General features: G+C 46.0%; 24 protein-coding genes. 12 read left to right on the top strand and 12 right to left on the bottom strand.

The features are described 5' to 3' along the window. Window positions 1-13: 13 nt before the first annotated feature. From RID53_RS32515 to RID53_RS32495, 5 genes are all read right to left on the bottom strand, one after another. Window positions 14-1477, bottom strand: a complete 1464-nt coding sequence (locus RID53_RS32515; RefSeq protein ID WP_446392027.1) for an ATP-binding protein — start codon at window positions 1475-1477, stop codon at window positions 14-16. 112 nt (window positions 1478-1589) lie between these two features. Next, window positions 1590-2546 (bottom strand): lysylphosphatidylglycerol synthase transmembrane domain-containing protein, encoded by a 957-nt coding sequence (locus RID53_RS32510; RefSeq protein WP_446392026.1) that lies wholly within the window; start codon window positions 2544-2546, stop codon window positions 1590-1592. A 53-nt stretch (window positions 2547-2599) separates the two neighbouring features. After that, the gene (locus tag RID53_RS32505; RefSeq protein WP_446392045.1) at window positions 2600-4192 is read right to left on the bottom strand and encodes a hypothetical protein; all 1593 of its coding nucleotides are present in this window, start codon (window positions 4190-4192) and stop codon (window positions 2600-2602) included. A gap of 276 nt (window positions 4193-4468) precedes the next feature. After that, window positions 4469-5425: a glycosyltransferase family 2 protein gene (locus tag RID53_RS32500; RefSeq protein WP_446392025.1), complete on the bottom strand. Its 957-nt coding sequence runs from the start codon at window positions 5423-5425 to the stop codon at window positions 4469-4471. Window positions 5426-5624: 199 nt separating this feature from the next. Then, entirely contained in the window at window positions 5625-7121 is a 1497-nt protein-coding gene (locus RID53_RS32495; RefSeq protein WP_446392024.1) for a hypothetical protein, read from the bottom strand. 214 nt (window positions 7122-7335) lie between these two features. Here RID53_RS32495 and RID53_RS32490 point away from each other — a divergent pair, with 214 nt between their 5' ends. After that, the gene (locus tag RID53_RS32490) at window positions 7336-8220 is read left to right on the top strand and encodes an NAD(P)-dependent oxidoreductase (RefSeq protein WP_446392023.1); all 885 of its coding nucleotides are present in this window, start codon (window positions 7336-7338) and stop codon (window positions 8218-8220) included. A gap of 426 nt (window positions 8221-8646) precedes the next feature. Here RID53_RS32490 and RID53_RS32485 read toward each other — a convergent pair whose 3' ends face one another. After that, the gene (locus tag RID53_RS32485) at window positions 8647-9057 is read right to left on the bottom strand and encodes a hypothetical protein (RefSeq protein WP_446392022.1); all 411 of its coding nucleotides are present in this window, start codon (window positions 9055-9057) and stop codon (window positions 8647-8649) included. 246 nt (window positions 9058-9303) lie between these two features. On the opposite strand from RID53_RS32485, the gene RID53_RS32480 reads away from it, so the two are divergent. The 6 genes from RID53_RS32480 (at window position 9304) to RID53_RS32455 (ending at window position 17246) form a co-directional block, all read left to right on the top strand. After that, complete coding sequence (locus RID53_RS32480) at window positions 9304-10653, top strand: FAD-binding oxidoreductase (RefSeq protein ID WP_446392021.1); 1350 nt, start codon at window positions 9304-9306, stop codon at window positions 10651-10653. Between the two features lie 351 nt (window positions 10654-11004). Further along, window positions 11005-11808: a creatininase family protein gene (locus tag RID53_RS32475; protein WP_446392044.1), complete on the top strand. Its 804-nt coding sequence runs from the start codon at window positions 11005-11007 to the stop codon at window positions 11806-11808. Between the two features lie 327 nt (window positions 11809-12135). Continuing rightward, window positions 12136-13734: a murein biosynthesis integral membrane protein MurJ gene (murJ, locus tag RID53_RS32470; RefSeq protein ID WP_446392020.1), complete on the top strand. Its 1599-nt coding sequence runs from the start codon at window positions 12136-12138 to the stop codon at window positions 13732-13734. 104 nt (window positions 13735-13838) lie between these two features. Then, on the top strand, window positions 13839-14915 hold the full coding sequence (locus RID53_RS32465; RefSeq protein WP_446392019.1) for an AI-2E family transporter: 1077 nt from the start codon (window positions 13839-13841) through the stop codon (window positions 14913-14915). 44 nt (window positions 14916-14959) lie between these two features. Further along, window positions 14960-16642, top strand: a complete 1683-nt coding sequence (locus tag RID53_RS32460) for a mechanosensitive ion channel family protein (RefSeq protein ID WP_446392018.1) — start codon at window positions 14960-14962, stop codon at window positions 16640-16642. 289 nt (window positions 16643-16931) lie between these two features. Next, window positions 16932-17246 (top strand): (2Fe-2S) ferredoxin domain-containing protein, encoded by a 315-nt coding sequence (locus tag RID53_RS32455; protein WP_446392017.1) that lies wholly within the window; start codon window positions 16932-16934, stop codon window positions 17244-17246. A gap of 2 nt (window positions 17247-17248) precedes the next feature. Here RID53_RS32455 and RID53_RS32450 read toward each other — a convergent pair whose 3' ends face one another. Beyond that, window positions 17249-17923, bottom strand: coding sequence for a response regulator transcription factor (locus tag RID53_RS32450; RefSeq protein WP_446392016.1), 675 nt, complete (start codon window positions 17921-17923; stop codon window positions 17249-17251). A gap of 240 nt (window positions 17924-18163) precedes the next feature. Here RID53_RS32450 and RID53_RS32445 point away from each other — a divergent pair, with 240 nt between their 5' ends. Further along, entirely contained in the window at window positions 18164-18448 is a 285-nt protein-coding gene (locus RID53_RS32445; protein ID WP_446392015.1) for a hypothetical protein, read from the top strand. A 42-nt stretch (window positions 18449-18490) separates the two neighbouring features. Continuing rightward, the gene (locus RID53_RS32440) at window positions 18491-19027 is read left to right on the top strand and encodes a CPBP family glutamic-type intramembrane protease (protein WP_446392014.1); all 537 of its coding nucleotides are present in this window, start codon (window positions 18491-18493) and stop codon (window positions 19025-19027) included. An 11-nt stretch (window positions 19028-19038) separates the two neighbouring features. Here the strand turns inward: RID53_RS32440 and RID53_RS32435 are convergent, their stop codons facing one another. Next, on the bottom strand, window positions 19039-21069 hold the full coding sequence (locus RID53_RS32435) for a protein kinase domain-containing protein (RefSeq protein ID WP_446392013.1): 2031 nt from the start codon (window positions 21067-21069) through the stop codon (window positions 19039-19041). A 156-nt stretch (window positions 21070-21225) separates the two neighbouring features. Between RID53_RS32435 and RID53_RS32430 the strand changes: the two genes are divergently transcribed. Beyond that, the gene (locus RID53_RS32430; protein WP_446392012.1) at window positions 21226-22023 is read left to right on the top strand and encodes an HAD family hydrolase; all 798 of its coding nucleotides are present in this window, start codon (window positions 21226-21228) and stop codon (window positions 22021-22023) included. A gap of 56 nt (window positions 22024-22079) precedes the next feature. After that, window positions 22080-22340, top strand: a complete 261-nt coding sequence (locus tag RID53_RS32425) for a hypothetical protein (RefSeq protein WP_446392011.1) — start codon at window positions 22080-22082, stop codon at window positions 22338-22340. 91 nt (window positions 22341-22431) lie between these two features. On the opposite strand, the gene mreD is transcribed toward RID53_RS32425, so the two are convergent. The 3 genes from mreD to RID53_RS32410 all read right to left on the bottom strand — a co-directional run bounded on the left by mreD (window position 22432) and on the right by RID53_RS32410 (window position 25191). Then, entirely contained in the window at window positions 22432-23037 is a 606-nt protein-coding gene (gene mreD / locus RID53_RS32420; RefSeq protein WP_446392010.1) for a rod shape-determining protein MreD, read from the bottom strand. Window positions 23038-23313: 276 nt separating this feature from the next. Beyond that, window positions 23314-24069 (bottom strand): rod shape-determining protein MreC, encoded by a 756-nt coding sequence (gene mreC / locus RID53_RS32415; protein ID WP_446392009.1) that lies wholly within the window; start codon window positions 24067-24069, stop codon window positions 23314-23316. A 114-nt stretch (window positions 24070-24183) separates the two neighbouring features. Next, window positions 24184-25191, bottom strand: a complete 1008-nt coding sequence (locus RID53_RS32410; RefSeq protein WP_446392043.1) for a rod shape-determining protein — start codon at window positions 25189-25191, stop codon at window positions 24184-24186. 392 nt (window positions 25192-25583) lie between these two features. Between RID53_RS32410 and RID53_RS32405 the strand changes: the two genes are divergently transcribed. Then, on the top strand, window positions 25584-25946 hold the full coding sequence (locus tag RID53_RS32405; protein WP_446392008.1) for a single-stranded DNA-binding protein: 363 nt from the start codon (window positions 25584-25586) through the stop codon (window positions 25944-25946). A gap of 251 nt (window positions 25947-26197) precedes the next feature. Here the strand turns inward: RID53_RS32405 and RID53_RS32400 are convergent, their stop codons facing one another. Beyond that, entirely contained in the window at window positions 26198-26881 is a 684-nt protein-coding gene (locus RID53_RS32400; RefSeq protein WP_446392042.1) for an SIMPL domain-containing protein, read from the bottom strand. Window positions 26882-26996: the final 115 nt, after the last annotated feature.

The following is a 26996-nucleotide window of genomic DNA, read 5'->3' as shown; positions in this document are numbered from 1 at the left end:
ATGAACCCTAAACTTAAATCGGAATTTCAATCACAAACTCGGTTCCTTGACCCGGTCTGGAATTACAGGTAAACGTTCCACCATGTTTTTCAACAATGATTTGATGGCTAATTGACAATCCTAAACCCGTACCTTTCCCCGGAGGTTTAGTAGTAAAAAAAGGCTCAAATATTCGCTGTTTCAGTTCGTCATCTATTCCCGGTCCGTTATCGATAATGCGAATAACCGCACACGCCCCAGATTTCCCATTATTAATTAATTCTGTGCGAATCCAGATGGATGGCGTTATAGTTTGCTCACTGTCCCCATTAGCGGGTTGAGGACGCATATCTTTTAGGGCATCAATGGCATTGCACAGCACATTCATAAATACCTGATTTAACCCACAAGGATAACAAGTGACTAAAGGCAGTTTGCTATAATCCTTGAACACTTTAATTTCTTGCTTGTTTCCTTTGGATTTTAAACGATAGTAGAGCATGACTAGAGTGCTATCTAGCCCTTGGTGAATATCTATCGATTGCTCTTCGTCTGCTCCAGATAGAGTTTTGAGGGAATAAACAAGTTGGCGCAGACGTTCAGCCCCCATTTGCATAGATGACAGGGTTTTGGGAAAGTCTTCAACTACAAACTCTAAATCAATTTCTTCGACTTCCTGTTGAATTTCTGGTGCAGGTTGGGGATTATATTGGCTGTAGAGTTGGAGTAACTTTAATAAGTCTGTGGTATACTGTTGAGCATGAGGAAAATTGTTACATAAGAAATTAACCGGATTATTAATTTCGTGGGCAACTCCAGCCAGCAATTTGCCTAAGGTGGAAAGATGTTCTTTTTCGATCAACTGTTGTTGCGTCTGGCGCAGTTGATTTAATGTTTCCTCCAGTTGCTCGGCTTGGGCTTTGTATTTTGCTTCCGATCGCTGCAAGGATTCTTCGGTAACTTTGCGCTGGGTGATATCTGTGACGAATCCTTCATAGTAGAGTAAATTCCCATCGCGATCGCGTACCGCCCTAGCATTCTCACAAATCCAGATAATCTGCCCATCTTTTCGATACACCTGGGATTCAAAGTCTGTAACTGAATCGTGCGATCGCAGTTTCTCAATAAAGTCCCGGCGTCGATTCTGATTGACATAGACTTGTTGTCCAATGTTGGTTAGCGTTTCCAATAGTTCAGCTGGGGATGCATAACCATAAATCTTTGCTAGCGCTGGATTGCAGTCAATAAAATGCCCGTCTGGAGTGGTTTGAAAGATGCCCTCAACGGCACCCTCAAACATGCTGCGATATTTCCTCAGGGCTAACTCCATATCTTGACGTTCTGCAATTTGATCCGCTAATTCCTCATTCAACACTTCTAACTGCCGAGTTTGCTTAACCAAATTAGGACATAAGGGTTTGTCTGACTCCAACCAATCAGGTGGACTGTTGAGTAAACGGTCGCTGCTGGGAAGTAACATGGGGGTGTTGCTAAGCATATCTGGGCATTACTACTAGCTTCTAGGATTCGGATCACGCTATCAGTGATATGTAGTCCGCAATACTTGTGATTTCAATCACTAAATTGAGTGATATGAATCACGTTAAGCGCTACGTGTCTTGACTGCCCTTGATTGTACGGACTGTTGCTAAAAATTGACTCAGGAACGGTAATCCGCCAATAGCAGGTAAAAAGTATCGCGAGGTACACAGCAATCCCAAGGCGGCGGCAGTTGCGGGATCTAGATAGTCCTGATAAAACAATACTAATGCGGCATCGCGTGTGCCAACTCCGGCAAAGGTTAGAGGTAATAATCCGGCTAAAATGGCGAGGGGAGACAAGGCGAGATTGACTAGAAATGGAGTCGTCGCTTTCAGCGCTAGGATAAAGAACCAAATTTGTAATAAGTGTAAAAACCAAATAAAAATCGACGTTCCAGTAATTTTGAGAAGCTGACGTTGATCTCGCCAAAAATAGTCATGCATGTCGCCCCAAGACCCTTGCATTGTTTCTAATTTGGAACGCATTTTTTTTGGAGCAATCTTGCGAGCCACGATAAAGAAAAAATAAGCAAATTTGCGAGACGCCAAGAGACAAATTCCCAAGATCAACCCCACGCCCACCGCCGTCGTCATCAGCCAAAATAGCCAATCTTTTGGTTCATAGAGTAATAAACCAAAAACACACCACAACAGCAGGGATAACAGATCACAAGCTTTTTCAAAAATCACCAGCGATAGTGAAAGCGTCCCACTCAAATGACCGCGCTGTTTCATGAAATAGGCTTTGGCAATATCCCCCATCTTGGACGGCAGTACCATATTTAAAACACTTGCCGCTAAGATTAACCGATTAGCCTCAAAAAAGCCCAAGCGAGCGCCACTGGGCATCAGTTGTTGCAACCGCCAAGAGGTGAATAAGGTTAGGGGAACAACCATTCCCAAGCTTACAGGCATCCAGACGCGATCGCTATTTTGAAAAACGGCAATGAGTTCGGGAAAATCAATTTTTGAGTAAATCACTGCCAGGATAATTAGGCTGACAGCGATTGAAATTAGTCGTTTCATCATTTATTGTTCATTGTTGATGGTTCATGGTTCATTGTTGATGATTTATTCCTTTAAAATTTTCGCTCTAATCGCAGCCATTCATAAGCATCTAGTTTCTTAACCTGATTGGTTAAATCTAACCAGGGCTGTAATTGTCCCCGTTGAAACGTGCGACTCATAACCACATAAATCGAAGTTTGATCGCCACAAATTCCGGCAGCAATCACGTCTTTCCAGGACTGAGCTTGCAACTCATCGGTGATATGCCACTGTCCATTTTTCCACTCGATCAAGCGACGGAAGTGGAACGGAGCGTTTTGCTTGCCTGTAATTAGCATTTTTTGTAAGAGTTTGCGGATTAAGTTGGGAAAAAAGCGACCCACTGTGAGCATAACGACTCGCAAAATTAGTAAATTTGTGGGGGTCATTTGTTTCTGTTTTGCCCACCCCAACTCTCCTTCAATCATAATTTCATTGTCTTCAACTTTGACTTGATAGGTATCAACTAAATGACCGACAGCATTTTTTATCTTTTTACCCGTTAGGACTTGCAATGAAAATTGAGTGTCAGAGGCGACTAAACGCTTGTCCTGAAACAGTTTAAAAACTCCCCCTTTGTTTAAGGCTAAATACAGTTCCGTATTTTGGCGACGGTCAATTAAAACTTGTGCGTCCTTAAACCAAACTCGACCGGGAGAACGGGAAGTGGGTTCAGGTCGAGTTGACACAAAATCGCGCCATGTGAGTAAATAGTTCCAGGTATGGTGACCAATAATGTGATCGTCAGCATAGCAAGGAGCCAGTCCATTTGCCAGTCCTACCAGGACGCGATCGTTAATTTCTAGGGCTTGGGGATACCACTGTCCAACCAGTTCAAAGCCATGGGGAAAGAAATTGTATGTATTGCGACTCGTATATTCTCCCCCATAAGAGCCATCAGGATGGACAAACTCTGCGGCTAAATCAACCGCTTTGACTAATGCTTCTTTAAGCCGAGGATCAGGTCTAAGTTGATAAATCCGCGCTAAACAAGAAATCGTTAACGTATGGTAACCGGGGTCACAACCTTCGTACTCAATAAACCAACCTTCGGGATTTTGCCAAGATAATACTTGTTCTAAACGTTGCACTCTAGCTCTATCCCATTGGGTTGCTTGTAATAGATTAGACAGTAAATCTAGACACAAAACAATTAACGCTTGGTGATTGGTCAGGCGTCCACTTTCTTGATGATGGGCTAGCCAATCGGCTCGTTGTTCAAAAAACTTTAACGCAACTGGATTATTTAACCCTAATTCTTGATAACTATCAATACAGGCAAGTAGGGAAAATGCCGCTGCGCCTCCAGCCCGTTCAAACGGGAAATAGTCATCACAAGACCCATCCGGATGAGCGCTTTTAGCCGCATAAAGAATTCCGGCTTCCACCCAATCTTGAATCGCTGGTTGTTGGTAGAAAGGATTATCGGATAATTGAGTATTATACGCCAATGCCAGGGGGAGAACAAACTCCTGAGCCATCCCACTGGGAAAATCAATAATTTTATACTGCCAGAAGTTGCGGTCAAAACAGCCATAAGTTGGACTGTGCGGGTTGCGGTCTAGCAGGGTGAGAAGTTTGGGGATTTGGGCAAGGGCTTCGCGGGCAAATAGGTCTTTATTCATTGTCATTTGTCATTTGTCATTTGTCATTTGTCATTTGTTTGTTATACTCGCTTTTCAATAATTAAGCTACGTCTTGCGTCATCTGCTCGGTTTCCTCAAACTTATATCTTGCAACTGCCTCAATACGGCGATTTTATGTCGGGTGGGCAAGACTGAGCAACTTGGAAACGCTTTTATTCTCGTTGATTTCTCTTGCCCACCTCACGGTAACTTGGGATTTATGCTCAATGCTGTAATATCTGAGTAAGAGCCTTTTTCTCTGCCTTTGTTGATGATTCATAATTTATTATTTTTCCTGTATTCTTCAATATCAGCACATCGCCGCCGCAGTTGAATATCCTCTAACAGCTTACGGTTCACCGCCATCAAGTCCGCAATTAATCCAAACATCCACAGTTGAAAGCCAATCAGAATTAAAATGGCGGCTACAATTAAGCTAGGCGCACGACTTCTATCCGGATCAAATACCACCAACCAACGCACGCACAAAATCAACCCTAAACCGAAAGGAACCGTCCCCAGAACAATGAAGAACTGGAGAGGTTGATAGGTCATGAAAATGCGGATAATCGTAAGAATGGAGCGCTGGATATAAGCGCGAATGCTCTTGACTAAACGGGACGGGCGCAGGAAATCATTGGTTCTAATTGGCACCGAAGCAATGGCTATATTTTTCTGTCCCGCCTGAATAATCATTTCTAGGGTATACGTATATTGGCTAAAGACATTCAGTTGCAGCGCCGCATTCCGACTGATGGCGCGGAAGCCACTAGGAGCGTCAGGGATATTGGTTTTACTCGCAATTCGGACTACCCAGCTTCCTAATTTTTGCAAAAACTTTTTGGCGGGAGAAAAGTGCTTAATTTGCTGGATGGGTCTAGCACCTATGACAATTTCTGCCTGACCTTGTAAAATAGGTTCAATTAGTTTGGGGATGTCTGCGGCACAGTATTGATTATCGGCATCCGTATTTACGATAATATCGGCTCCCGCCTTTAAACAGGCTTCTATCCCTGCCATAAACCCCTTGGCTAAACCCTGATTGTGATCAAAGCTAACAATGTGGTCAACGCCACAGGCTTTGGCAACTTCAACTGTCCGGTCGAGACTGCCATCATTGATAATCAGCCACTCTACCGTATCGACTCCAGGCACTTGACGGGGAAGTTCGGACAGCGTTAGTCCCAGGGTTGCTTCTTCGTTGTAACAAGGGATTTGGATGATTAATTTCATTGCACGTATCGCCAAAACAGTTGAATCATAAGATTAAAATACCGCTTCTTTCTGACAACTAAGTACCTAGTTAAGAAAGTTCCTTCCCTTCGCTCAGGACTCAGAATGACAAATTTGACCGTGCGAAGTATATTTGGTATTTTCCTGGAAACATTCTGCCCTCTGACCTCTGCCTTCTGCCTTGTTTCACCTATTCCGTTTAGGCTTTGGCTCTAGCGTGTAGCCAGCCCCAACGCAGTACCCAAACGCCTGCTCCAATCAACAGGACGGCGAAAAGTCCACCCACCCAAATCGGGATACCAACAGCAGGCAATACCCACCACCATACCGCCACAATATGTAACAATTGAGCGCTGGTCATTTGGTCACCGGGCGGTGGTTCTCCAACTTGCCCTAGGACATCTCGAACGTTTGTACTTAAGGCACTGCTAACCTGGCGATAGGCGGCACCCCAAGCATTAAATAGAGGAGCATAGCTGGGTGAATCCCATAAGGCTCTGGCTCGGTTAATATATCCTCCATCAAGGGCTTCAGCATAGTAGCGTTGAAAATACGATACCAAAGTAGGGGCATTGGCAAGGAACCCCAGTACCGTCAAACCAATTAACCACTTCCACCACCTTTTCCCAATCAGTGCGACTAGCGCCATCAATCCTGGAAGTGCGGGAACTAAAAATCGAGGTCCCCAACTCCAGCCGCCAAATTCCCACAAGGAATGGAGTAGCCAATACCCACCGAATATACCCCCAATGGCTAAGGCTTCTAGGGGTTTAGATTTGAGCGCGTTGCGGAACCCAATAATTGCCAGAATCGTTGGCGGACAGTACCAGATTAACCCCCCCCCTGCCCCTGGACTCAAGATCAAACCGATGAATCGTTCTAGCATTCCATCCAGGGTAAATTTCGAGGCATTTTGTCCACTGGATAGTAAACCACCAAACCGCAGGTAGTTATACGCCATAAACAGCATGAACCCCATAATTGTACCCAGTAGGGGACCTAGAGCATTCCGCAGAGGATACCGCTTGAGCAGGAGATAGGCGGACAACACCGGTCCAATCACAATACCCGCAGGTTTCGCGGTCAAGGCTAAGCCGGAAAGAATACTCGCACCCGCATGTTCACGACTGGTTTTTCCCAGGGCGAGATAGAGGCTGGACGCGGTTATAAAAGAGAGGAGGGGTTCCGCAAAGAACTCTCGCGAATAGACCAAGGCTGTCGTACCCAAGGCAAAACATAAGGCGGCTAAATACGCCCCTGTGCGACTGCTTCCCAAGCGCAATGCCAACAAAGCCACCAGCGATGTGGTTAAAGCCGTTAATAAGACAGATACCACTAAGGCACAAACCGCCGATGAATAGTTCGTCGGTATATTGAACCAGTGACCCAACACCAGTCCCACGGCAACAAAGGGTGTGGCAATAATCGGTAATAAGGGATATCGAATTGAGTAATATTGCCCATCGCGACCCAAGGCTCCGGAACCGGGCGGCACGCTAAAATCAAATTCGGTAACTAATGACTGGGAAACATCCAGCATGTCATTGCCATCAAAGCCCCAAATCCCCGGTTTGAGAAATGCCAGATAAATCAGCCCAATGCCAATGGATAGGGCGAACGCCATTTTCCCAACCTGCTGATGCGCGAGTTGCTGCTGGGGACGAGTGGACTCTTGAATCTCGCTGGGATTTACCATAGTATTTCTAAAGTATTCTGGTTATTTTTATAAGGTATTTTCTATTCCGTCGGTTTATCCGGTACTGCTTATTTACTGTCGCTTTTCTGGCAAACCAACTCGATGATTGGCGTGAGACTGAGACTCCCCGATTTTCTACCAAGAGATTCTAGTATGACAAAGGCATGACACCTCTAGCAACTTATCAGAAACACAGACAATGGAGTCAAGAGATATGAATCAACAGATTGCCTTTATCGGACTCGGCGTCATGGGCGGACCTATGGCGGCAAATTTGGCACGAGAGGGTTACGCGGTTAAGGCGTGGAATCGAACCCCTAATCGTCCAGGTGTAGAGATGGCGGCTCAGGCGGGGGTAACGGTGGTGCCTTCGATTCGTGAGGCTGTCGCATCGGCTGATATTGTCTTTTCCTGTGTCAGTGATGTTCCTGATGTCAAAGAGGTTCTGCTGGGAACGGGAGGGGTTGCCGAATCAGCGCGTCCAGGTACGCTGGTGATTGATACCAGTACGATTGGTCCAGAGGCGGCGCGTGAGATAGGGACGCAATTGCAACAGCATAACTTGCGCTTTTTGGATGCACCCATTTCTGGGGGTGATATTGGGGCAAAAAATGGCACGCTGACAATTATGGTTGGCGGAGAGGCTAAAGATTTTGAGGACAGCAAACCGTTGTTAGAGGTTTTAGGCAAAACTATTCGCCTGTGTGGACCGATGGGGAGTGGTCAAGCGGTCAAACTGTGTAACCAGGTTTTGGGGGCGGTTCATGCGGTGGCGTTGTGTGAGGCGATGCAGTTGGCACAGCAGCAGGATATTGACCCGAACTTAATTGTAGAGGTTTGCAGTACGGGGGCGGCTGGTTCTTGGGCGCTGTCGAATTTGGGACCGAAAATTGCGGCGTCGGATTTCCAACCAGGTTTTATGATTAAGCATATCCTTAAGGATTTAAGACTGGTGCAGGAGACCTTAAATTCATCACCTCAGGAATTGCCAGGAGTGGAACTTGCTGACCGTTTATTTAAGATGGTTCAAGAGTTTGATAGTGGTAAAGGAGGGGAACAGGGTACTCAGGCGATGATTCGCGCTTATCGGAAGTCTTAGTGCAGCGCGGTGGAAATATGTGAGCAGCTTTGTAGGTGTGGAGGAGCTGGGGGAGCTGGGGAAGCTGGGGAAGCTGGGGAAGCTGGGGGAGATATTAGCTGTTCAGTTATTTCTGCCTTCTTGCACTAGTGTAAGAAGGCAGAAGGACATAATGTAACAAAAGTTACGCATTTGTAGGGGCGGGTTTAGGGACAATTGTAGGGGCGGGTTTAGGAACAATTGTAGGGGCGGGTTTAGGGACTAAATTCAGCTAAGCTGTCACGCATTTAAATTGGGAATGGGTAGCGAGCAAGATGCAAAGCCTGCGGCATGGCTTCGCTTAACGCACTACAAGGATTTCGCAATTCTTGACATTATGGTTTAAATGCCGAACAGCTTATTCACCGATAACGGAACAACAAAACCCGCCCTCCTCACTTAAGTTGTTCAGATGGCTTCGTTGTATTCCATTCTTACCATTTCGCCATCTTTACTGACGGTGACGATGCTTTTATAGGCAGGAACGTCTGAGGCGGGTTCAGTTCCATAAAAGGCGAATGTCCAACTTTGCCCATTATCGACAAATGGAACTTCTACGGCGGGTCCATGCATGTAGGATGCCGCCCGATAATCGTCTAAACCGCCGTTGGCTTCTTCGGCTGCCATGCGAGCTAGGTTTTTGGCTCGATTCAGCGCTCTAATATAGTCTGAGTCGTAAACCATGACAATATCACTGTCAGGTTCGGAATAGGCATTCGGTGAGGTTTGAGCGCGGGCTTCTGAACTAATGCCCATCAAAGCGCCCATAAAAAAGGTGGATGTTAGAACGCCGAGAGTCAGTTTGTTAAAGGTTTTCATAGTGAGTTCTCCTGTTTCGTTGCTAATTAAGGTGTTTCTAGCACTTGGGTTAGTGCTATGAAAATGAATTGGTCAAAAAGCGTATCAATCGCTTCTAGTTCTAGATTCGCGCAACTCCTCCCTGTTGAGCTTCCCCACAGAGTTAGAACTATTACCAGTTTGGATATGCAGTAAGATAGAAAGTTAACGTGAAGCCAAACGCGGCAGTTCATCAATCGTTGTTATTGTTCCCATCCTTAACCAGCAATGACCTCAACTCCTGCCCAATCCTTTGACTGGAATACCTTAGCCTCGGAATTCGCGGGGATAGAAACGATTACTGAACCGACTCAGGTGGCTAAGTTATCTTTAGACTATTACCATTTCAGTCCGGTTCTGCAACCCCTGTTAGAGGATAAGCGAGGGAATCTGGTGGTACGCCCTCAGACTGAAGCAGAAGTTTTACAGGTGGCGCGAATCTGTGTCAAGCACAAAGTTCCCCTGACGATTCGAGGTGCGGGAACCGGAAATTATGGGCAATGTATTCCCCTGCACGGTGGAGTAATTTTGGATACCACCCGGATGAATGGGATTCGTTGGATTAAACGGGGTTTAGCTTGTGTGGAATCGGGGGTGAAGTTAGCGGCGTTTGATAAACAGGCGCGGAAAATCGGCTGGGAATGGCGGATGGTGCCTTCAACGTACCGCAGCGCCACGATTGGTGGCTTTATTGGGGGTGGAAGTGGGGGAATTGGGTCAATTAATTATGGGCAATTGCGCGATCGCGGCAATCTTTTGGCGGTGCGTGTGGTTACACTGGAGGAAGACCCCCGTGTGATTGAGTTACGGGGAGATGATGTGCAGAAGGTGAATCACGCCTATGGCACGAATGGGATTATTACGGAGTTAGAGGTTCCTCTCGCCCCGGCTTATGCCTGGGTAGAGGTTATTGTTATTTTCGATAACTTTATCACGGCTGCTCAGTTTGGTCAGGCTTTAAGTGATGCGGATGGGTTGGTGAAAAAGTTGATTAGTATTCATGCTCATCCTATCCCAACCTATTTTAGTGGATTGAAGTCATACCTACCCCATGGGAAACACTGTGCTTTATTAACGATAGCGGAGTCTTGTTTAGAAGCGTTTCAGGAATTAGTGCGGGAGTATGACGGGGAAATTACTTATCAAAAATCTGCCCAAGATGGGAGTAAAGGCACAAGTTTAGCTGAGTTTACCTGGAATCATACGACATTACATGCTCGGAGTCTCGACCCGACGCTGACGTATTTGCAAACCTTCTTTTTTACGTTGGAACGGGTGAAGCAATTGTATGATCATTTCGGTGATGAAGTGATGATGCATTTAGAGTTTTTGCGGGTGAATGGTCAAGCGATTCCAGCCGGATTGCAACTGGTTCGCTATACCACGGAGGAACGGTTAAATGAAATTATTCGCTATCACGAAGAACAGGGGGCGTTTATTGCCAATCCCCATACTTATATTCTGGAAGATGGGGGACGTAAAACAATTGATGTGGAACAGGTGCAGTTTAAGGAACTGGTTGATCCTTACGGGTTGATGAATCCGGGTAAGATGCGAGGATGGGAGGAGCGAGAATAGAGTTTTTTATCAATTTCAATAATCGAACATCTACTCCTGGACTGACACAGCTAAAATTGTGGCATAGATTTTACGATTAAATCGGGCGCACGTCTGTGCGCCCCTACAATCCTCCCCATTAAAACATTGGCTACTTCTACCTGTATAAGGGCGGGTTTTGTTGAGAGGTTATCGGTGAATAGGTGAATTTAGTCCCTAAACCCGCCCCTACACATAAATATATCTATGGATTGGGATTATATTATTTTCGTTGAAACGGGAAGCATTTCCTTCTTTCTTACAACCTTATTCCTTTTCTTCTGCCATCTGCCTTATAGTTTAATTGGACTAATTTATAAGCCAAACACTAAAATGCACAGTTTTATTCCCCCAGAACGCTTCTTTCCTTATCTCACTTGGGCAGACATCCAAACTATGCTCGATAAGGAAAATGTGGTGATTATTCAACCCGTTGGCGCGATTGAACAACATGGTCATCATTTGCCCTTAGTTGTAGATTCGGCGATTGGTGTGGGGGTTCTGGGTAAAGCCCTCGCCCAACTGGAACCGGATATCCCCGCTTATGCGTTGCCGAATTTATTTTATGGGAAATCGAATGAACATTGGCATTTTCCCGGTACGATTACCCTCAGCGCCCAAACGTTGCTGGCGGTGTTAATGGAGGTGGCGGATAGTATTTATCGGGCGGGATTTCGGAAGTTAGTGTTGATGAATTCTCACGGAGGACAACCTCAGATCATGGAAATTGCGGCGCGGGATATTCATCAAAAGTATGGTGATTTCCTGGTGTTTCCTCTGTTTACCTGGCGGGTTCCCAATGTGGCGAAGGAGTTAATTTCAGCTAAGGAGTTGGAGTTGGGAATTCATGCGGGAGATGCGGAAACCAGTTTGATGTTATCCCTATTACCGGAACAGGTGAAAATGGAACGGGCGGTGGCTGAATACCCTCAAGGGTTACCGGAAGATAGTTTATTAAGTATGGAGGGAAAGTTACCCTTTGCTTGGTTAACGCGAGAATTGAGTCAGAGTGGGACATTGGGTGATCCCACACCCGCCACCAAAGAAAAAGGCGATCGCATCCTAGAGTCTTTGGTATCGGGTTGGGTACGGGTAATCCAGGATATCTATCAGTTTCGCCAACCTCAGGGTAAATAGAGGAACGTGCGATCGCGTCGCTTGTAGTAAGGGCTTTAGCCTATCATCGCAACACCGAAACTATCAACGTAAAATATACATTAAACCTTCAGAAAGGGCGGGTTTTGCCACAAACATTATCAATAGGATTCAAAATTAAATTCCTAAACCCGCCCCTACAGTGACTAAAGGGAACTCCTGACTGATTACCTCTTCCCCACGACTAACTGCTATGACTGGAGTTACACTCTAGTTTCAGGCTTTGGTGGATAATTAGTGAGATTTACCTGAAGCGTGTGACCCGATTCAGGATTAAATAGGATAAGTCACCAAAAATAGTAACCTTTCGTGTCTGACAAGCCTAAACCGTCTCGTTCCCTCGCCGGAATTGCCTCGATTGTGGCAATTGCCACCCTGATTAGTAAAATTTTTGGCTTAGTCCGTGAACAAGCGATCGCGGCGGCGTTTGGTGTGGGTCCGGTGGTGAATGCTTATGCCTACGCCTACGTGATTCCGGGCTTTCTGCTGATCTTACTGGGTGGGATTAATGGTCCGTTTCATAGCGCCTTGGTGAGTGTGTTGGCAAAACGGGATAAATCGGAAGCCGCCCCCCTGGTGGAAACGGTTACCACTCTGGTGAGTGGGATATTGTTGCTGGTGACGATTATCTTAATTCTATTTGCGCCCACGTTTATCGATATCCTCGCCCCCGGATTAGAGGAACCCGCGCGATCGCTGGCGGTGCAACAGTTGCAAATTATGGCACCGTTGGCGGTTCTGGCGGGGTTGATTGGGATTGGTTTTGGGACGCTGAATGCTTCGGATCAATATTGGTTACCCAGTGTTAGCCCATTATTTTCTAGCTTGGCGGTGATTGCGGGGTTGGGGATATTGACAGTCTATTCTAGCGGACAAGTGAATACCCCGGAGTATATCCGCTTGGGTAGTATTGTATTAGCTGTGGGTACTCTAGCCGGGGCGATTTGGCAATGGGTGATGCAACTGATTGCCCAGTGGCGATCGGGGATGGGGCGGTTACGGTTGCGGTTTAATTGGCGGCTTCCAGGGGTGAGGGAGGTGATGCGGGTAATGGCACCCGCGACGCTATCCTCTGGGATGTTACATATCAATGTGTATACGGATCTGTTTTTCGCCTCGTTTATTCCCAATGCGGCGGCGGCGATGCGCTATTCCAATTTTATTGTGCTGACGCCTCTAGGAATTATTTCTAATATGATATTGGTGCCGATGCTGCCTGTGTTTTCCCGGTTAGCGGCGCCAGAGAATTGGGCGGAGTTGAAAGTGCGGATTCGTCAGGGATTATTGTTGACGGCGTTGACGATGTTACCCCTGACGGCGATTTTTATCTCTCTATCGGTGCCAATTGTGCGGGTGATTTATGAACGCTATGCTTTTGGTGCAGAGGCTTCTCAGATTGTCGCCCCGGTATTGATGGCGTATGGGTTGGGGATGTTCTTTTATTTAGCACGAGATGTTTTGGTGCGGGTATTTTATGCCTTGGGGGATGGGGAGACACCATTTCGGATTAGTATTGCCAATATCTTTATTAATGCCCTGCTAGATTATCTGTTGGTGAATGCCTTTGCCACACCGGGTTTAGTCTTTGCCACGATTGGTGTGAATATTATTTCCATGAGTTGGCTGTTGTGGGTGTTAAATCGGCGGCTGCATGGTTTACCGTTAGGGGAATGGGGGATAGCGCTGGTGGGTTTGGCGGGGAGTAGTGTTGTGGCGGGATTGGGCAGTTGGGGGGTGAGTTGGGGTTGGCAAGAGGTTGTGGGGAGTGGGAATTTACTGCTGCAAGTCTTACAACTGAGTTTGGCAATGTCGGTGGCGTTGGGGATTTTTGCGGTTTTGGTTGCTCGGTTGAAGTTACCGGAAGTGGATATTTTGGTGAGTCGTTTGCGTCAAAAGTTGGGGAAATGAACAGCCCAGGTTTTATTATTATTGGAGGATGTAGCCACGGTGAATCAGCTTTAACATTATTATATTTAGTGTTTGTCAACAGTCTTTTAAGCTGAACCGTTGCCATGTCTGAACGGCGGATTGCGATTTCCATTCAAAATATCCTGCTCATTACTGCTACCGTTTTGCTGCTGCTGCTGCTGTGGCAACTCAGTAGTCTGTTGGTGATCCTGATGATTGCGGTAGTTCTTGCCGCCACCTTAGCCCCGATTATCAATAGCGCCCAACAGTTGGGAATTCCTCGCTGGTTAGCTGTTCTCCTGGTCTATTTAGGTTTACTGACCATTTTAGTTGGAGTTGGGGTGTTAATTGGACCAACCGTGGCACAGCAAATCCAGCGCCTGTTTCGCCGACTCCCCTCCTATCTAGAAGTGTTAGAAACCTTAATCGACCGTTTGGCAGTGCGCCTGGGTATTAGCGAACCCGTCATTAGTCAAATTTTTGATACCCAAACCCTCACCAATTGGGCAATTCGTTCCAGTCAACAACTCGTTGTCCGATCTTATGGGGTAACGCGGGGGTTTCTGGGTGGTGTTCTCAGTGTGATTCTAGCGTTATTTCTATCGGGCTATATGCTATCCGGTGCGGAACGCTTAATTAAAGGGATTGTGAGTTTATTCCCCAAACCCTGGGATGAGCGCTTGGCGGCGCAGGTTAAGCCAGTGAGTCGGCGCATGGGTAATTATATCCAGGGACGAGTGTTAGTTTCCGGGATTTTAGGAGTTGCAATTACCATTGGTTTAAAAGTTTTGGGGATTACTGAATTTGCTTTAGGTTTAGGTGTGATTGCTGGAGGAACCAATCTGATTCCTTTTTTTGGTCCCGTGTTGGGGGCGATTCCGGCGTTGATTGTGGCAATTGCCCAAGGAGGGTGGACTTTTTTATGGGTATTTCTCCTGTTTGCGATTATTCAAAATGTGGAAACGTACTTGCTTGATCCCCTTTTAGTCGGTTCTTCGGTAAGAGTTCATCCCTTGTATCAATTGTTGGCGGTGGTCGGTGGCGCACAGGTGTTGGGAATTATTGGGGCGTTAATTGTTCCCCCTTGGATAGCCGGGGCGTCTGTCTTGTTAGAAAATCTCTACCTGCAACCCAAACGACTGGCGGAACAGCAAGCCGCAGCAGTATCACCACCATCCTAGGGAAGAAACTCAAAGCACTCTATCGATGAAAGGTTAATATTAATATGAAGTTCGTTTCTTTTGTCCGGGTGCGGATTGTCCGGACGCTAGTTGTGGCATTTATGGTTGGTTGTTTACTCGCCGTTTTGCCTAGTTTAGCTCAAAACAATTTCAATCAAACTAATTCAAGTCAAACTAATTCTACAGCACCGATTATGCTGGATGGGCGCAAGATTTTTGAAGTGACTCCATCTGAACAATACAGCGCCCAAGAACGAGCTGAGTATGTGAATCAAGTTCTCCAAGAACTGGTGGAAACGGCGGAAACTCCGATAAGCGTCGAACTCACTTCTAAAGAGAAAATACCCGTAATTGAGATTGATGGGAAGCATTTGGTTTCTGTAACGTCAGACGATACACCAGAAGGAAGAAGTCCTCAAGAACAGGCTGAATTTTGGCGAAAAAAACTGCAAACGGTTATTCAAAAGGCACAATATGAGCGTACACCAATCTATTTGATTCAAGCTACCCTGCTCTCAATGGGTTGCATATTACTGGCGATCGCATTGAGTTGGCTACTTGGTAAGCTTTGGTCTGATTGGCTGAAACCTCAGTTGGATAAAGAGGCGGCGGAGTCAGCCTCCCTAGAGGGAACGAAACAGGCGAACAGTCCCAAATTCGCCGGACAATTTCTCCTGACACTCATCCGGTGTGCTATCTGGGTGTATGCACTGATTTATATCACCACCCAGTTTCGCCAAACTCGAGAATTAAGTCGCATCGTTACCGATACGATAATTGCCAGCTTAACCTCAGACATGATTCCTTTAGGAGATAACTCCTATTCGGTGTTGAATCTATTAATCCTGATCAGCTTATTTGTCGGGCTGATTATCCTGGCAAAAGTGATCAAACAAGGGTTGCGATCGCGGATTTTACGGTTCACGGGTTTGAGTCGTGCAGCACAGGAAACCATTGCGATTATTTTCAATTATGCCTTTATTTTTATCAGCAGCCTTGTCTTATTACAGTTATGGGGTTTAGATATTAGTTCCCTCACCGTATTTGCGGGTGTGTTGGGGGTGGGTATTGGCTTAGGATTGCAGGGAATTGCGAAAGAGTTTATTAGCGGCTTAGTTTTAATCTTTGAACGTCCTATTCAAGTTGGCGATTTCGTCGATGTGGGCGGATTGATGGGAACGGTGGAATATATTAGTGTTCGCAGTACCGAAATCAAAACATTAGATGATGTTTCGATTATTATTCCCAATTCCAGATTTTTGGAATCGGAGGTGCTTAACTGGTCGCATCACAGTGCAGTATCCCGATTAAAGATACCTGTGGGCGTGGCGTATGGGTCAAACCTAAAGACGGTGAGATGTGCTTTGATTGATGCGGCAAAAGAACATAGTGATGTTCTACCTCAACCGATACCCAGAGTCTTTTTTAAGGGATTTGGTGATAGTTCTCTCGATTTTGATTTGTTGGTTTGGATTAGTGAACCTCGCAAGCAGTTCCAAATTAAGAGTGACCTTTATTTTCGGATTGAAGTCATTCTCCGCCATCGAGATGTGGAAATTCCCTTCCCGCAACGGGATCTTCATGTTCGTTCAGGGAATTTACCAGTCGATATTTCTCCGCAATTAGTTGAATCATTGGCACAACTATCCCAGAGTTTGGCAAAGTGGCTCGATCAACAACCAACGGCTAATCCACCGCGAGATGGTAATGGTCATGGTAAACATTAACTATCATTTATTGGTTTTTGATCAGGCAATTCTACAGGACAAGGTAGCTTACTGCTTCTAAAAAAAATCGGGATACAGTTTGATTACAGCTACCCATCCCAGTAAGCTTTAGCTTACTTGAGCTTTCAGCCGGAAATTTATTTCCCGGCTATACTTGTATAGCAACCGCCACAACGGTTAGGACACTAAACGTGCATTGACGCAATAAGCGGCATTCATCTGATGTCCTAATGATCCTGGCGACTGCTATAAAATAAAAAAGAACAGGTAAAACTCAATTTAATCATCCGTGGCAACCGACTCCCAAAATAATACACCCAAGCAAGTTTTAGTTTGTCAACATCGTTCCTGTCAAGCTGAAGGTTCAGCCGATGTCTTGGCGGCGTTTGAGGAAACGGCTGAGGATACAGACTTTAAGATAAAAGGCACAGATTGCCAAGGACAATGTAGTTGTGGTCCGACGGTGCGCGTTGTACCCGAAGAAACCTGGTATTATCGGGTTCAACCCAGCGATGTCCGCCGGATTGTGGAACAACACCTGAAAGAAGGGAAACCAGTTGATGAAAAGCTGAATCCGAGGATTCATCGGCGGTTTAGCTTTTGAGATTATTCGCGTAACACATAACCAACCCCCCGAACCGTTTGCACCAAGCGCTTCTCGCCATTGGCTTCCAGTTTCAGGCGCAAATAGCGCACGTAGACCTCGATAATATTAGAATCCCCCATAAAATCATACCCCCAGACTCGTTCCAGGATTTGGTCACGGGTGAGAACCTGGCGAGGATGAGAGATCAGATAATCGAGTAAATCAAACTCCTTCGCCGTGAGTTCAATTAAGCGATCGCCCCGATAGACTTCACGGGTGGAATGGTTTAAGCTTAAGTCAGCAAATTGTAGAGTATCTGGGTCTTCCTCCTGATTCCGTCGCAGATGCGCCCTGACTCTGGCTAACAACTCCTCCACACTAAACGGTTTCACCACATAGTCATCCGCACCCGCATCCAATCCCGCCACGCGATCGCTCACTTCATCCTTAGCGGTTAATAATAGTATTGGCACCTTATCCCCCGTACTCCGCAGACGGCGACAAATTTCCAGTCCCGATACTCCCGGTAGCATCCAGTCGAGAATCAGCAAATCCGGCTGCGATTCCCGCGCTTTGACTAAACCCGCGAACCCATCCGGCGCTACGCTGACTTGATATCCTTCATATTGCAGTTCCAGTTCGATAAACTTGGCGAGTTTTGCCTCATCTTCCACAACTAAGATATGGTGCGTCATTGGTTGGAGATTGTGAAAATACTACTATAACTAGGCTGGCTGAATCAGCATTACTAAGAAATATTAACAAGTGTCAAATGGTTACTGTTCCCTATTTCCGAATCTCAACCGTCACCTTTAATGCAAGTCTCACTACTGACAAGCTTGAACTAATCCCTGCGATCCTATAAAGTTATCTTAATATTAAATTATGTAAATTTTGATCAAACGCTTAAGCTGTTCAGTGTTTAGAACCTTGTCGTGCAATCATTACCCACCAGTCTTCCAAAGCGTGCCATTCGTCTTAGCATTACTGCCACAATCAATAATGGTCTCGGCTCGATTGACACCACCAGTGGGGCGTACAACTCCACCTCAGCCGGGGGTAACGGTGGCGATATCAATCTCAGCACAAATCAAGGCGGTATTAGCACAAGTAACCTCAGTTCCTTCTCTGAATCAGATGGCACGATTGGTGGCAATATTGATCTGAGTAACGGAATGACGCGAAGCATCTGTCCAGATTCTTCGCTTCGCTCAGAATGACATGATAGAACGCAACTTGGTATAAGTACGGGAGAAGCCGAGATGAATTTTAGGGACAGAATTTACCACAAAGTCATCTCGGCTTTACTCACTGTACCGACTCTGGAAAGTTGGCTAATGACGGTTTTTCTGTTATTGGTTATTGCTTTAACCTGTTTACCCATAGGATTTTATTCGGGGCTTTTAGAGATTAGAATTTTGCCTTTATCTTTTCTAGGTATTGTCAAAATTTTAGTGAGTCGCTTCTTTTTCCCCTGTTTTGCCGAAGAGCTGCTATTTCGCGTCCTCCTCCTGCCCAGCCCAACCCCTAATAATCCAGTCAAGATCCAATTGACTATGGCTTTTCTCAGCATAGTTCTTTATGTCATCGGTCATCCTCTATTTGCCGCTTTAGTTTACCAAAAAGCATTTGGAGTTTTCACGAATCCCGGTTTTCTGTTGTCAACACTAATTTTAGGAATCACCTTGACGATTTCCTACTGGCACTCTCGCTCAATCTGGTCTCCCGTTGTAATTCATTGGATTGTTGTTATCGTTTGGCTACTTATATTCGATGGATATTCAAAATTAGATTTATAGTGTCTGGAACACTATTCCAATTTCGGTACGCGCCAGAGTTTAATGGTTTTATCGGCACTTCCACTAACTAATGTTTCTCCATCTGGGCTAATCGCGATAGAATTCACTGAACTTAAATGACCCTTTAGCGTGCGAATTAATTGTCCTGTGGCAAGATGCCAAAGTTTAATCGTCTTATCTGCACTTCCACTGGCTAAAACCTGACCATCTGGACTAATGGCTAACGCATTCACAAAACTAGAATGTCCTGTCAGGGTGTGAATTTCTTTCCCTGTGGCTAAATCCCAAAGTTTAATCGTCTTATCTGCACTTCCACTGACTAAGGTTTTCCCATCCGGACTAATTTCTAGAGCGTTGACTGAACTTGAATGTCCCGAAAGCGTACCCATTTCTTTTCCTGTGGTTAAATCCCAACGTTTAATCGTCTTATCCGCACCTCCACTGACTAAGGTTTTCCCATCCGGACTAATTGCCAAGGTGTTGACTGAACTCAAATGTCCGGTTAGTGTGTGAGTTTCTTTCCCCGTAGCTAAATCCCAAAGTTTAATCGTTTTATCGGCACTCCCACTGACTAACGTCTGCCCATCTGGACTAATGACTAAATAATTAACAAAGCTAGAATGTCCTGATAGCGTTTTGATTTTTTCCTGAGTAACCAGATTCCAAACCTGAATTATCCTATCGCCACTTCCGGTAACCAGTTTATCCCAGTCTGAATTAATCGCAAAATAATTAACAGGCTTGGTATATCCTGTAAGTTGGCGAATTTCTTGACCTGAGTCCAACTGCCAAAATCGGATGGTTTTATCTGCATGTCCACTCACTAATATCTCTCCATCTGGACTAATTATCAGGTAATTAATATAACTAGCATTAGCATTAATAGTTTGAGCCAGTTCGATGGATTGATAGGTCGCAATGTCTGCCGGAAGCTGAGGTTCTATTTTCCTGACTTGATAAACACCCACACCAATGACTAAGGCTAAAGTTCCCAACCAAATCCATTTGTTTGGCGAGATGAAACGTTGACGTTGAGAGGTTCTCCCCGTTTCTTCTTGCTGCTGGGTTGCTGCTTGTATCGTTGTATGACTCGGTAATGGCACAAACGAAGATATCCCAGAGGTAAGAGACGACGATGAAATATTAGCCAATTCATCCATAATTTCCTGAGTCGTCTTATGCCGAGTTGCTGCTGTTGGTGACATTAACTTGTCAATGAGGTCAGCTAATGGTTTGGAGATATTCGGAACCTGTTTGCGCCAATTACAGCGATCAGTTAATGGGTCATACATACTCGGATCAGTTACCGATTTTGCGGTTAACAAATAGACCAATGTTCGACCCAAGGCATAAAAATCCGACTGGGGAACCGCATGACCTTTTTCTTGTTCCGGTGGTGTATACCCTGCCGAACTAATTTTAGTAACATTCCCCGCACCACCCACTTCCGCTAAGTAGGTATAGGTCAATTCTCTCGCTGTGCCAAAATCAATCAACACCAATTGTCCGGTGGAACGCAGCATAATATTTTCCGGTTTAATGTCTCGATGAAAATAATTTTTTCCATGAACCAGATGTAAAATTTCAACCAGTTGTTTTAGCCAATTCAATGCCAAGGATTCGGAAATGGGATGATTCCCCTGTTGTCGCATCCACTGCTTTAAATTTAGCCCCTCAATTTTTTCCATGATCATGCAATGCAGCGGTTCCCCACCTGGGGGAATAACCTGAAAATATCCATCGGATTCAACGTGAGGAATACCCGGATGATGAAGTTGACTTAATACGGTGGCTTCTTGTTGAAATAATTCGATGACTTTAGGATTGTTATTGTGCTTAGGTTTGAGAACTTTTAAGATTTTCGGATTAGCCCCTTGGTAGGCTTCATACACCATACCAAAGCCACTGGTATCACTGAGGAGACGCATCACTTGATAGCGCCCTTGGATTAGCAACAATGAGCCACAATTGCGACAAATTCGATTATTGAGGTTACCTGGATCACTGGGTTCAGGACACCGGGGATTGATACAGTAGCTCATATCTCGCTACAGCCATGTCACGAAGGATCTTTCCCTGATCTTAGGATGCGGATAAGGATGCTGGGGAATATTCCTCGACGAACGATTAAAATTTCTATCGAAACTGCTAAAATGTAAAAAACTGTTTCTTTCAAAAGCTGAATTGAGTAATATTTTATGAGTGGTGTGGCTGCCTACGACTGGCAATCACCGCCGTGCGATCGCTCCCACAGAAATAGTCCCTCTGTAGCGCCACTGACGGTTTTCTGCGACTTCGATGGACCGATTGTCGATGTCTCTAAGCGCTATTACACCACCTACAAGCTAGCACTGGCTGATACGCGATCGGCTTATCAAGACCAAGGAATCACGTTACCGATTCAACAGCTTGAAGCCCAACAATTCTGGGAGATGAAACAGGATCGGGTGGCGGATGAAGACATTGCCCTGCGATCAGGTGTACAAGGGGAACAATTTGAGTTTTTCTTATCACGAGTCTTAGAAATTGTCAATCAACCCTTACTGTTACATCTGGATAAGCTGCAACCGGGAGTGCGCTGGGCATTAGCCAGACTCCATTCTCAAGGTATCCGGCTAGTCTTGGTGACGTTACGCTGTCAGGAACAAGCGACACAAATTTTGAGAAATTACGGGTTGACTCGTCTGTTTAGCGGTATTTATGGAACTTACGACGATCAAGCCGCCTATCGGAATAATATTGAACTCAAGCAACAACTTTTAGCACAAGCCTTGACTGAACACGTCTGTTTTTCTCTTCAGCCGCAATCAGCATGGATGATTGGTGACACGGAAGCGGATCTCCTCGCCGCCCAAGCCGTGTCCATTCCCACCGTGGCGCTAACCTGTGGGATTCGTTCCTATAGTTATCTCCAGCAATTCCAACCCACTCACACTTGCTCTGATCTGCTAGCGGCGGCTGATTATCTTTTGGGAAAGATGAAGCGTGAACACTAAGTCAGCTAAGTAGGTTGGGTTAGTGATAGCGTAACTCAACCAAAAATGTACCATGATTGCCTTTAGAAGCAAAGCGTACCACGTTTTCCTTATCTTTAGGTATTCCGCAGGCATTAGCCTATATGCTGGCTAATCCAGAACAAACGCAGCCTACCTACGGCTTACTTTGTAGTGGAGACAGTTTCAGCTTCCTCAAGCTACAGTCGCAACCGACTGCTGTCTATGGGCTATCCAACCATTTCAATATTTTAAATGATGGCGATCTAGCAACGGTGCTTCAAATCTTAAGAAAGATAGGTCAATCTGCCCTTCCCTGAACCTTAACCTGAAGTTCCAACAGGCAGTTGAAACTGTTGTCTGTTCCCTGTTGCCTCTCCCCACCACAAGACTTATTCAGCAGCCCCTATTTTAAGACTGTTCCAGCAAATGCATCTGTTCCCACCAACGACTTAAGGGATAATACACCACAGGTGCCCACAAACTACTGAGAATCGCTGAGGATAGAGCAATGCGCTGGTGATCCGTCCAAATTTCTGCTAGAGTGCGATCGCCCATAAAACTGTACTGAATTGCTGTCACCGTCTCCGCGACAACCGCCATCCCAAATACAATTAGCGCCACGGAAATAAAATCTTCCTGAATATATCGCTGCTTCTGCATTCGAGCCGTTAAAATGCCCACCAACACTAAACTTAAAACATGAGTGGGTTCAGGGGCAGTCATCCCATCTTGAATCAAACCCAGTACTAATCCTGCCATTGCCCCCTGAAAAGCGGTGCGTTTGATACTCCAAGCAACTACCCAAATTAACAACCAATTCGGGGCAATTCCCAGTAATTCCATGCCCGGTAACCGAGTGGGTAAAACCATTACACATAAAAGCACAGAACCTGCCGTTACCGTCCAATTGATCAGTTGACGAACTTGGGGGGAAAACTGGGAAAGGTTGAAAATGTTGTTCCAGGGTTTCTTCTGTGCTATCCTCAATGAGTTTTGCCTTTTTTTGACCTCCATTTCACCGCCCAAGTATTACATCTAGGTTTTTGTTGATTGTTGATTGGAAAATTAATCGGGATAAATTCCTAAGTATAAAAACTTACTCGAAAATTGACGAAAATCCCGAAAATCGATTTTACCTGTGAGAGATCGGGATCTTAGGTTATCCCCTTGTAAGTAGTCGGACAAAAGTAAACGGTACTGTATTAAGTGCAAGTAAATCACCCTAAAACCCTTACTGTTCCCTGTTCCCTAGTCTCAACCGTTAACTTTAATTGTGTCCACCTACTTACTCTATTCGGTATCAACTGTCTTTGATTGGGGATAAACAATTACCCACTCTAATGCCTCTAGAGGCGCTGTCAACTCAATGACAGCTTCGGGGGCTGGACTTTTATCCAGGTTGACTGACTCCACCCGTCCTAACGGTAATCCAGCCGGAAACAGTTTGCTCACGGGTGATGTGGAAACTGCATCACCCCGACGTACATCAGGTACTTTGTCAAAAAACTGAAGCACAGCCCGATTTGAACCTTGTCCTCGAATAAAACCCATGCTACGGCTACGGCTAATCACCGCCCCGACTCGGCTAGTAGCGTCGCTGATTAGTAGTACGCGACTTGTATTCGGGGTCACATTAACAATCTGACCCACTAAACCGCCAGGTGCCATAACAATTGAATGCACCTTAATCCCATCTCGACTCCCTCGACCTAAAGTTACATGTTGCCACCAGTGACCTGCACTACGCCCGATCATGGGAGCAAGAATTCCTTGCTTGTCTTGGGTTTTAGAATAATTCAGTAGCTCTTTGAGTTTTTGGTTTTGGCTCTCGAGTTCAATCAGACGCTGTTGTAGTTCCAAAACTTTGGCATTGGTCAAACGCTCCTCTTGGGTTGGTTCTGATTGTAAAGGACGGGTCAATAACTGATAAGCCTCAAAGAGAGCTGCCCCCTGAGTGTGGCGAACGAACCAAGCAAGGCTTAGAGTTAGTCCCCCCAGCACAACAGCGACTCCATGTTTGTCCCACCAACGACGCAATATATACATAACCTGTCCAGTATTCGTTCAGCTTCCGGCTGATGCGCCAGAGTTGCAGTAGTGCAGTTGACTTCTCATGCAGCTTGTGAACCAACCAAGGTAGCTCTCTAAGAGATTATCACCTTAGATATGGCGAGAGCGCCCACTAAACACCCGTTCTAGCTGTTTGAAGTTCTCTAGAACACGACCTGTGCCTAAAACCACACAGCTTAGGGGATCAGCCGCTACATGAGTCACAATACCCGTTTCGTGACTAATCAACGTATCTAGTCCTTTTAGTAAGGCACCACCACCAGCTAACATGATGCCTCGATCAATAATATCAGCAGCGAGTTCAGGTGGTGTCCGCTCTAATGTCCGTTTAACGGCGTCAACAATAACAGCCAGTGGTTCGGACATACTCTCGCGAATTTCGGGTCCCTTAATACTCACGGTGCGCGGTAAACCCGATAGCATGTGTAAGCCGCGTACTTCCATGGAGAAATCGTCATCCTCATGAGTCGGGTAGGCTGAACCAATCTGAATTTTAATTTCTTCAGCCGTTCGTTCCCCAATCACCAGGTTATGCACTTTTTTCATGTACTGGGTGATCGATTCACTCAGTTCATCACCAGCGACCCGTACTGATTCGCTCAAAACGGTACCTTGTAAACTTAGCACCGCCACTTCTGTCGTACCACCACCGATATCAATAATCATATTACCGGTTGGCTCTGCCACTGGCAGCCCCGCACCAATGGCAGCCGCAACGGGTTCATCGATTAAGTACACATCTCTGGCACCCGCTTGAGAGGCGGCTTCCATAACCGCCCGTCGTTCAACCCCCGTCACACCACTGGGAATGCCAATGACAATCCGAGGTTGCACTAAAGTCCGCCCTTCGTGAACTCGCCGGATAAAATGCTTGAGCATGAGTTCGGCGGTATCGAAGTCAGCAATCACGCCATCGCGTAAAGGACGCAAGGCGATTACGTTACCGGGCGTCCTACCCAGCATTTTTTTGGCGTCCTCTCCCACCGCTAATGGCACTTTTTCATCTTGGTCCATGGCGACGACAGAAGGCTCCTGGAGTACGATGCCTTTGCCAGATACATATACTAAAGTATTAGCTGTACCTAAATCGATACCCATGTCCCGGGATAGGGAAAAGCGATTGAAAATACCCACTCGTTTATACGCCCCCAAGGTCGAATGTTTCTATGTATAACAAACAATGTATCTGAACTGTAACCGAGGTGGATTCTATTACGTTTTTTTGGCTGAGTCTAGTGAAGTTGAGAAAGTCATCGTGATTAATCTTTGAAATCAAAGCTGAAAGTATCATTCAGACGAGAAATTTGCTGATCCGGAGAAAGTTTTTGACCACTGGGCGTGCATGTAGAGACGTAGCATGCTACGTCTGGAAGCTGGGGGAGAGGTTTGCTGTTCAGTTATTTCTGCCTTTTTGCACCAGGGTAAGGGATTGTGGCGGACGGCATAAATTCGCTAAACTGGTTGGCGATAAGTACAAGGGTACTAAAACAATGAGTCTCAATGTGGTTAATCTAGTGGGTCGGGTGGGCGCAGATCCCGATGTCCGCTATTTCGAGTCGGGTAGTGTTTTGTGTAAGTTAACACTAGCGGTGGATCGTCGCAGCCGCAACAGTGATAAGCCGGACTGGTTCAATATAGAGATTTGGGGTAAGACAGCGGAAGTGGCGGCAAACTACGTGCGGAAGGGAAGTTTGATCGGGATTCAAGGAGCGCTGAAGATTGATCCGTTAACGACGCGGGATGGTCACAATTACCACAAGCCCGTTATCCGGGTGGATCGAATGGATTTATTAGGATCTAAACGCGATAATGACCCTAGTACAGTTGATCGCTACGGCGAGACAGAGTTCTAAAGGTTATACCAAGTTGCCGTCTAAGGTAGACCATTGAATCGGGCGCAAGTCTTTGCGCCCCTACGGTTTCGGGTCTCCAATTTTAATTCATCTTGCTAAGGTGTGCCACGCCAGTAGAATCAGTCATGCTGAGCAAAACGCAGTGAAACAGAGTGACACGAAGCATCTATCCAGATTCTAAAGCTCGTTCCTCGCTATAGCGAAAGCTTCACGCTTCGCTCTCCCTAGACATCATAGAACGCAACTTGGTATTAGTAGCTAATTTGCAGCGTGACGGATGCCTGTACCTCTTGCTCACCGCCAATAATTGGTGTTGGAGCATTTGGGGCAAAGGACTCCGCCCTGTTCATCAGCGGCATGGGTGGAGACGGTGGTGTGGCACCATTAATTTGAATGTTCACGATATCTTGACGGGTGAGGTTCAAGGCATTTAACACGGCATCGGCTTGCTGTTGGGCATCTTGGGTGGCTTCTCGTAGCGCTTGTTTTTGAGCCGTGGCGATCGCACTTTCTGGGGCGGTAAAGCTAATGGAATCGATGCGGGTTGCACCAGCAGCCACAGCATCATCCAAAAGGGTTCCTGCTTGTTCTGTGGGAAGGCGGAAGCTGACCGTGTTACTGGCAGAATACCCGATCAGGCGTCGCTGATTGTCCTCGTAGCTATAGACAGGGTTGAGTTGGATGCTGGTGGTTTGGAGTTGTTCAACATTACGCGATCGCAGCAACTCCACCACCGCCGCTGACTGACGTGCCACTTCTTGTTGCACCGCCTGGGCGGTTTTTCCCTCTACCTCAACCCCTAACTGGACTCGCGTCAGAGTTGTGGGAATTCGTTCTACGCCTTGTCCAGTTACTGTGAGCGTTCGCAACATTCGTTCCTGTGCGATCGCGGGATTGATCAATCCCAGCATGATTAATCCCACAACCCCAGCCATCACCTGTAACTGTTTTTGGTTGAGGAAATGAGAACGAGATGAACCTAGATACATCATTGTATTGATTCTCCACATATAGATAGATTAAGCTTTCACTTTGCCACCCTAGAGCATT

Source organism: Coleofasciculus sp. B1-GNL1-01 (genome assembly GCF_040220235.1).
Lineage (GTDB): Bacteria > Cyanobacteriota > Cyanobacteriia > Cyanobacteriales > Coleofasciculaceae > Coleofasciculus.
This window is presented reverse-complemented; position numbering and strand designations above follow the sequence as displayed.

What these genes read in the sequence shown, in the direction of transcription:
- RID53_RS32515 (WP_446392027.1), bottom strand. Translation starts at nt 1,477, where the DNA reads ATGCTTAGCAACACCCCCATGTTACTTCCCAGCAGCGACCGTTTACTC.
- RID53_RS32510 (WP_446392026.1), bottom strand. Translation starts at nt 2,546, where the DNA reads ATGAAACGACTAATTTCAATCGCTGTCAGCCTAATTATCCTGGCAGTG.
- RID53_RS32505 (WP_446392045.1), bottom strand. Translation starts at nt 4,192, where the DNA reads ATGAATAAAGACCTATTTGCCCGCGAAGCCCTTGCCCAAATCCCCAAA.
- RID53_RS32500 (WP_446392025.1), bottom strand. Translation starts at nt 5,425, where the DNA reads ATGAAATTAATCATCCAAATCCCTTGTTACAACGAAGAAGCAACCCTG.
- RID53_RS32495 (WP_446392024.1), bottom strand. Translation starts at nt 7,121, where the DNA reads ATGGTAAATCCCAGCGAGATTCAAGAGTCCACTCGTCCCCAGCAGCAA.
- RID53_RS32490 (WP_446392023.1), top strand. Translation starts at nt 7,336, where the DNA reads ATGAATCAACAGATTGCCTTTATCGGACTCGGCGTCATGGGCGGACCT.
- RID53_RS32485 (WP_446392022.1), bottom strand. Translation starts at nt 9,057, where the DNA reads ATGAAAACCTTTAACAAACTGACTCTCGGCGTTCTAACATCCACCTTT.
- RID53_RS32480 (WP_446392021.1), top strand. Translation starts at nt 9,304, where the DNA reads ATGACCTCAACTCCTGCCCAATCCTTTGACTGGAATACCTTAGCCTCG.
- RID53_RS32475 (WP_446392044.1), top strand. Translation starts at nt 11,005, where the DNA reads ATGCACAGTTTTATTCCCCCAGAACGCTTCTTTCCTTATCTCACTTGG.
- RID53_RS32465 (WP_446392019.1), top strand. Translation starts at nt 13,839, where the DNA reads ATGTCTGAACGGCGGATTGCGATTTCCATTCAAAATATCCTGCTCATT.
- RID53_RS32460 (WP_446392018.1), top strand. Translation starts at nt 14,960, where the DNA reads ATGAAGTTCGTTTCTTTTGTCCGGGTGCGGATTGTCCGGACGCTAGTT.
- RID53_RS32450 (WP_446392016.1), bottom strand. Translation starts at nt 17,923, where the DNA reads ATGACGCACCATATCTTAGTTGTGGAAGATGAGGCAAAACTCGCCAAG.
- RID53_RS32440 (WP_446392014.1), top strand. Translation starts at nt 18,491, where the DNA reads ATGAATTTTAGGGACAGAATTTACCACAAAGTCATCTCGGCTTTACTC.
- RID53_RS32435 (WP_446392013.1), bottom strand. Translation starts at nt 21,069, where the DNA reads ATGAGCTACTGTATCAATCCCCGGTGTCCTGAACCCAGTGATCCAGGT.
- RID53_RS32430 (WP_446392012.1), top strand. Translation starts at nt 21,226, where the DNA reads ATGAGTGGTGTGGCTGCCTACGACTGGCAATCACCGCCGTGCGATCGC.
- mreD (WP_446392010.1), bottom strand. Translation starts at nt 23,037, where the DNA reads ATGGAGGTCAAAAAAAGGCAAAACTCATTGAGGATAGCACAGAAGAAA.
- mreC (WP_446392009.1), bottom strand. Translation starts at nt 24,069, where the DNA reads ATGTATATATTGCGTCGTTGGTGGGACAAACATGGAGTCGCTGTTGTG.
- RID53_RS32410 (WP_446392043.1), bottom strand. Translation starts at nt 25,191, where the DNA reads ATGGGTATCGATTTAGGTACAGCTAATACTTTAGTATATGTATCTGGC.
- RID53_RS32405 (WP_446392008.1), top strand. Translation starts at nt 25,584, where the DNA reads ATGAGTCTCAATGTGGTTAATCTAGTGGGTCGGGTGGGCGCAGATCCC.
- RID53_RS32400 (WP_446392042.1), bottom strand. Translation starts at nt 26,881, where the DNA reads ATGGCTGGGGTTGTGGGATTAATCATGCTGGGATTGATCAATCCCGCG.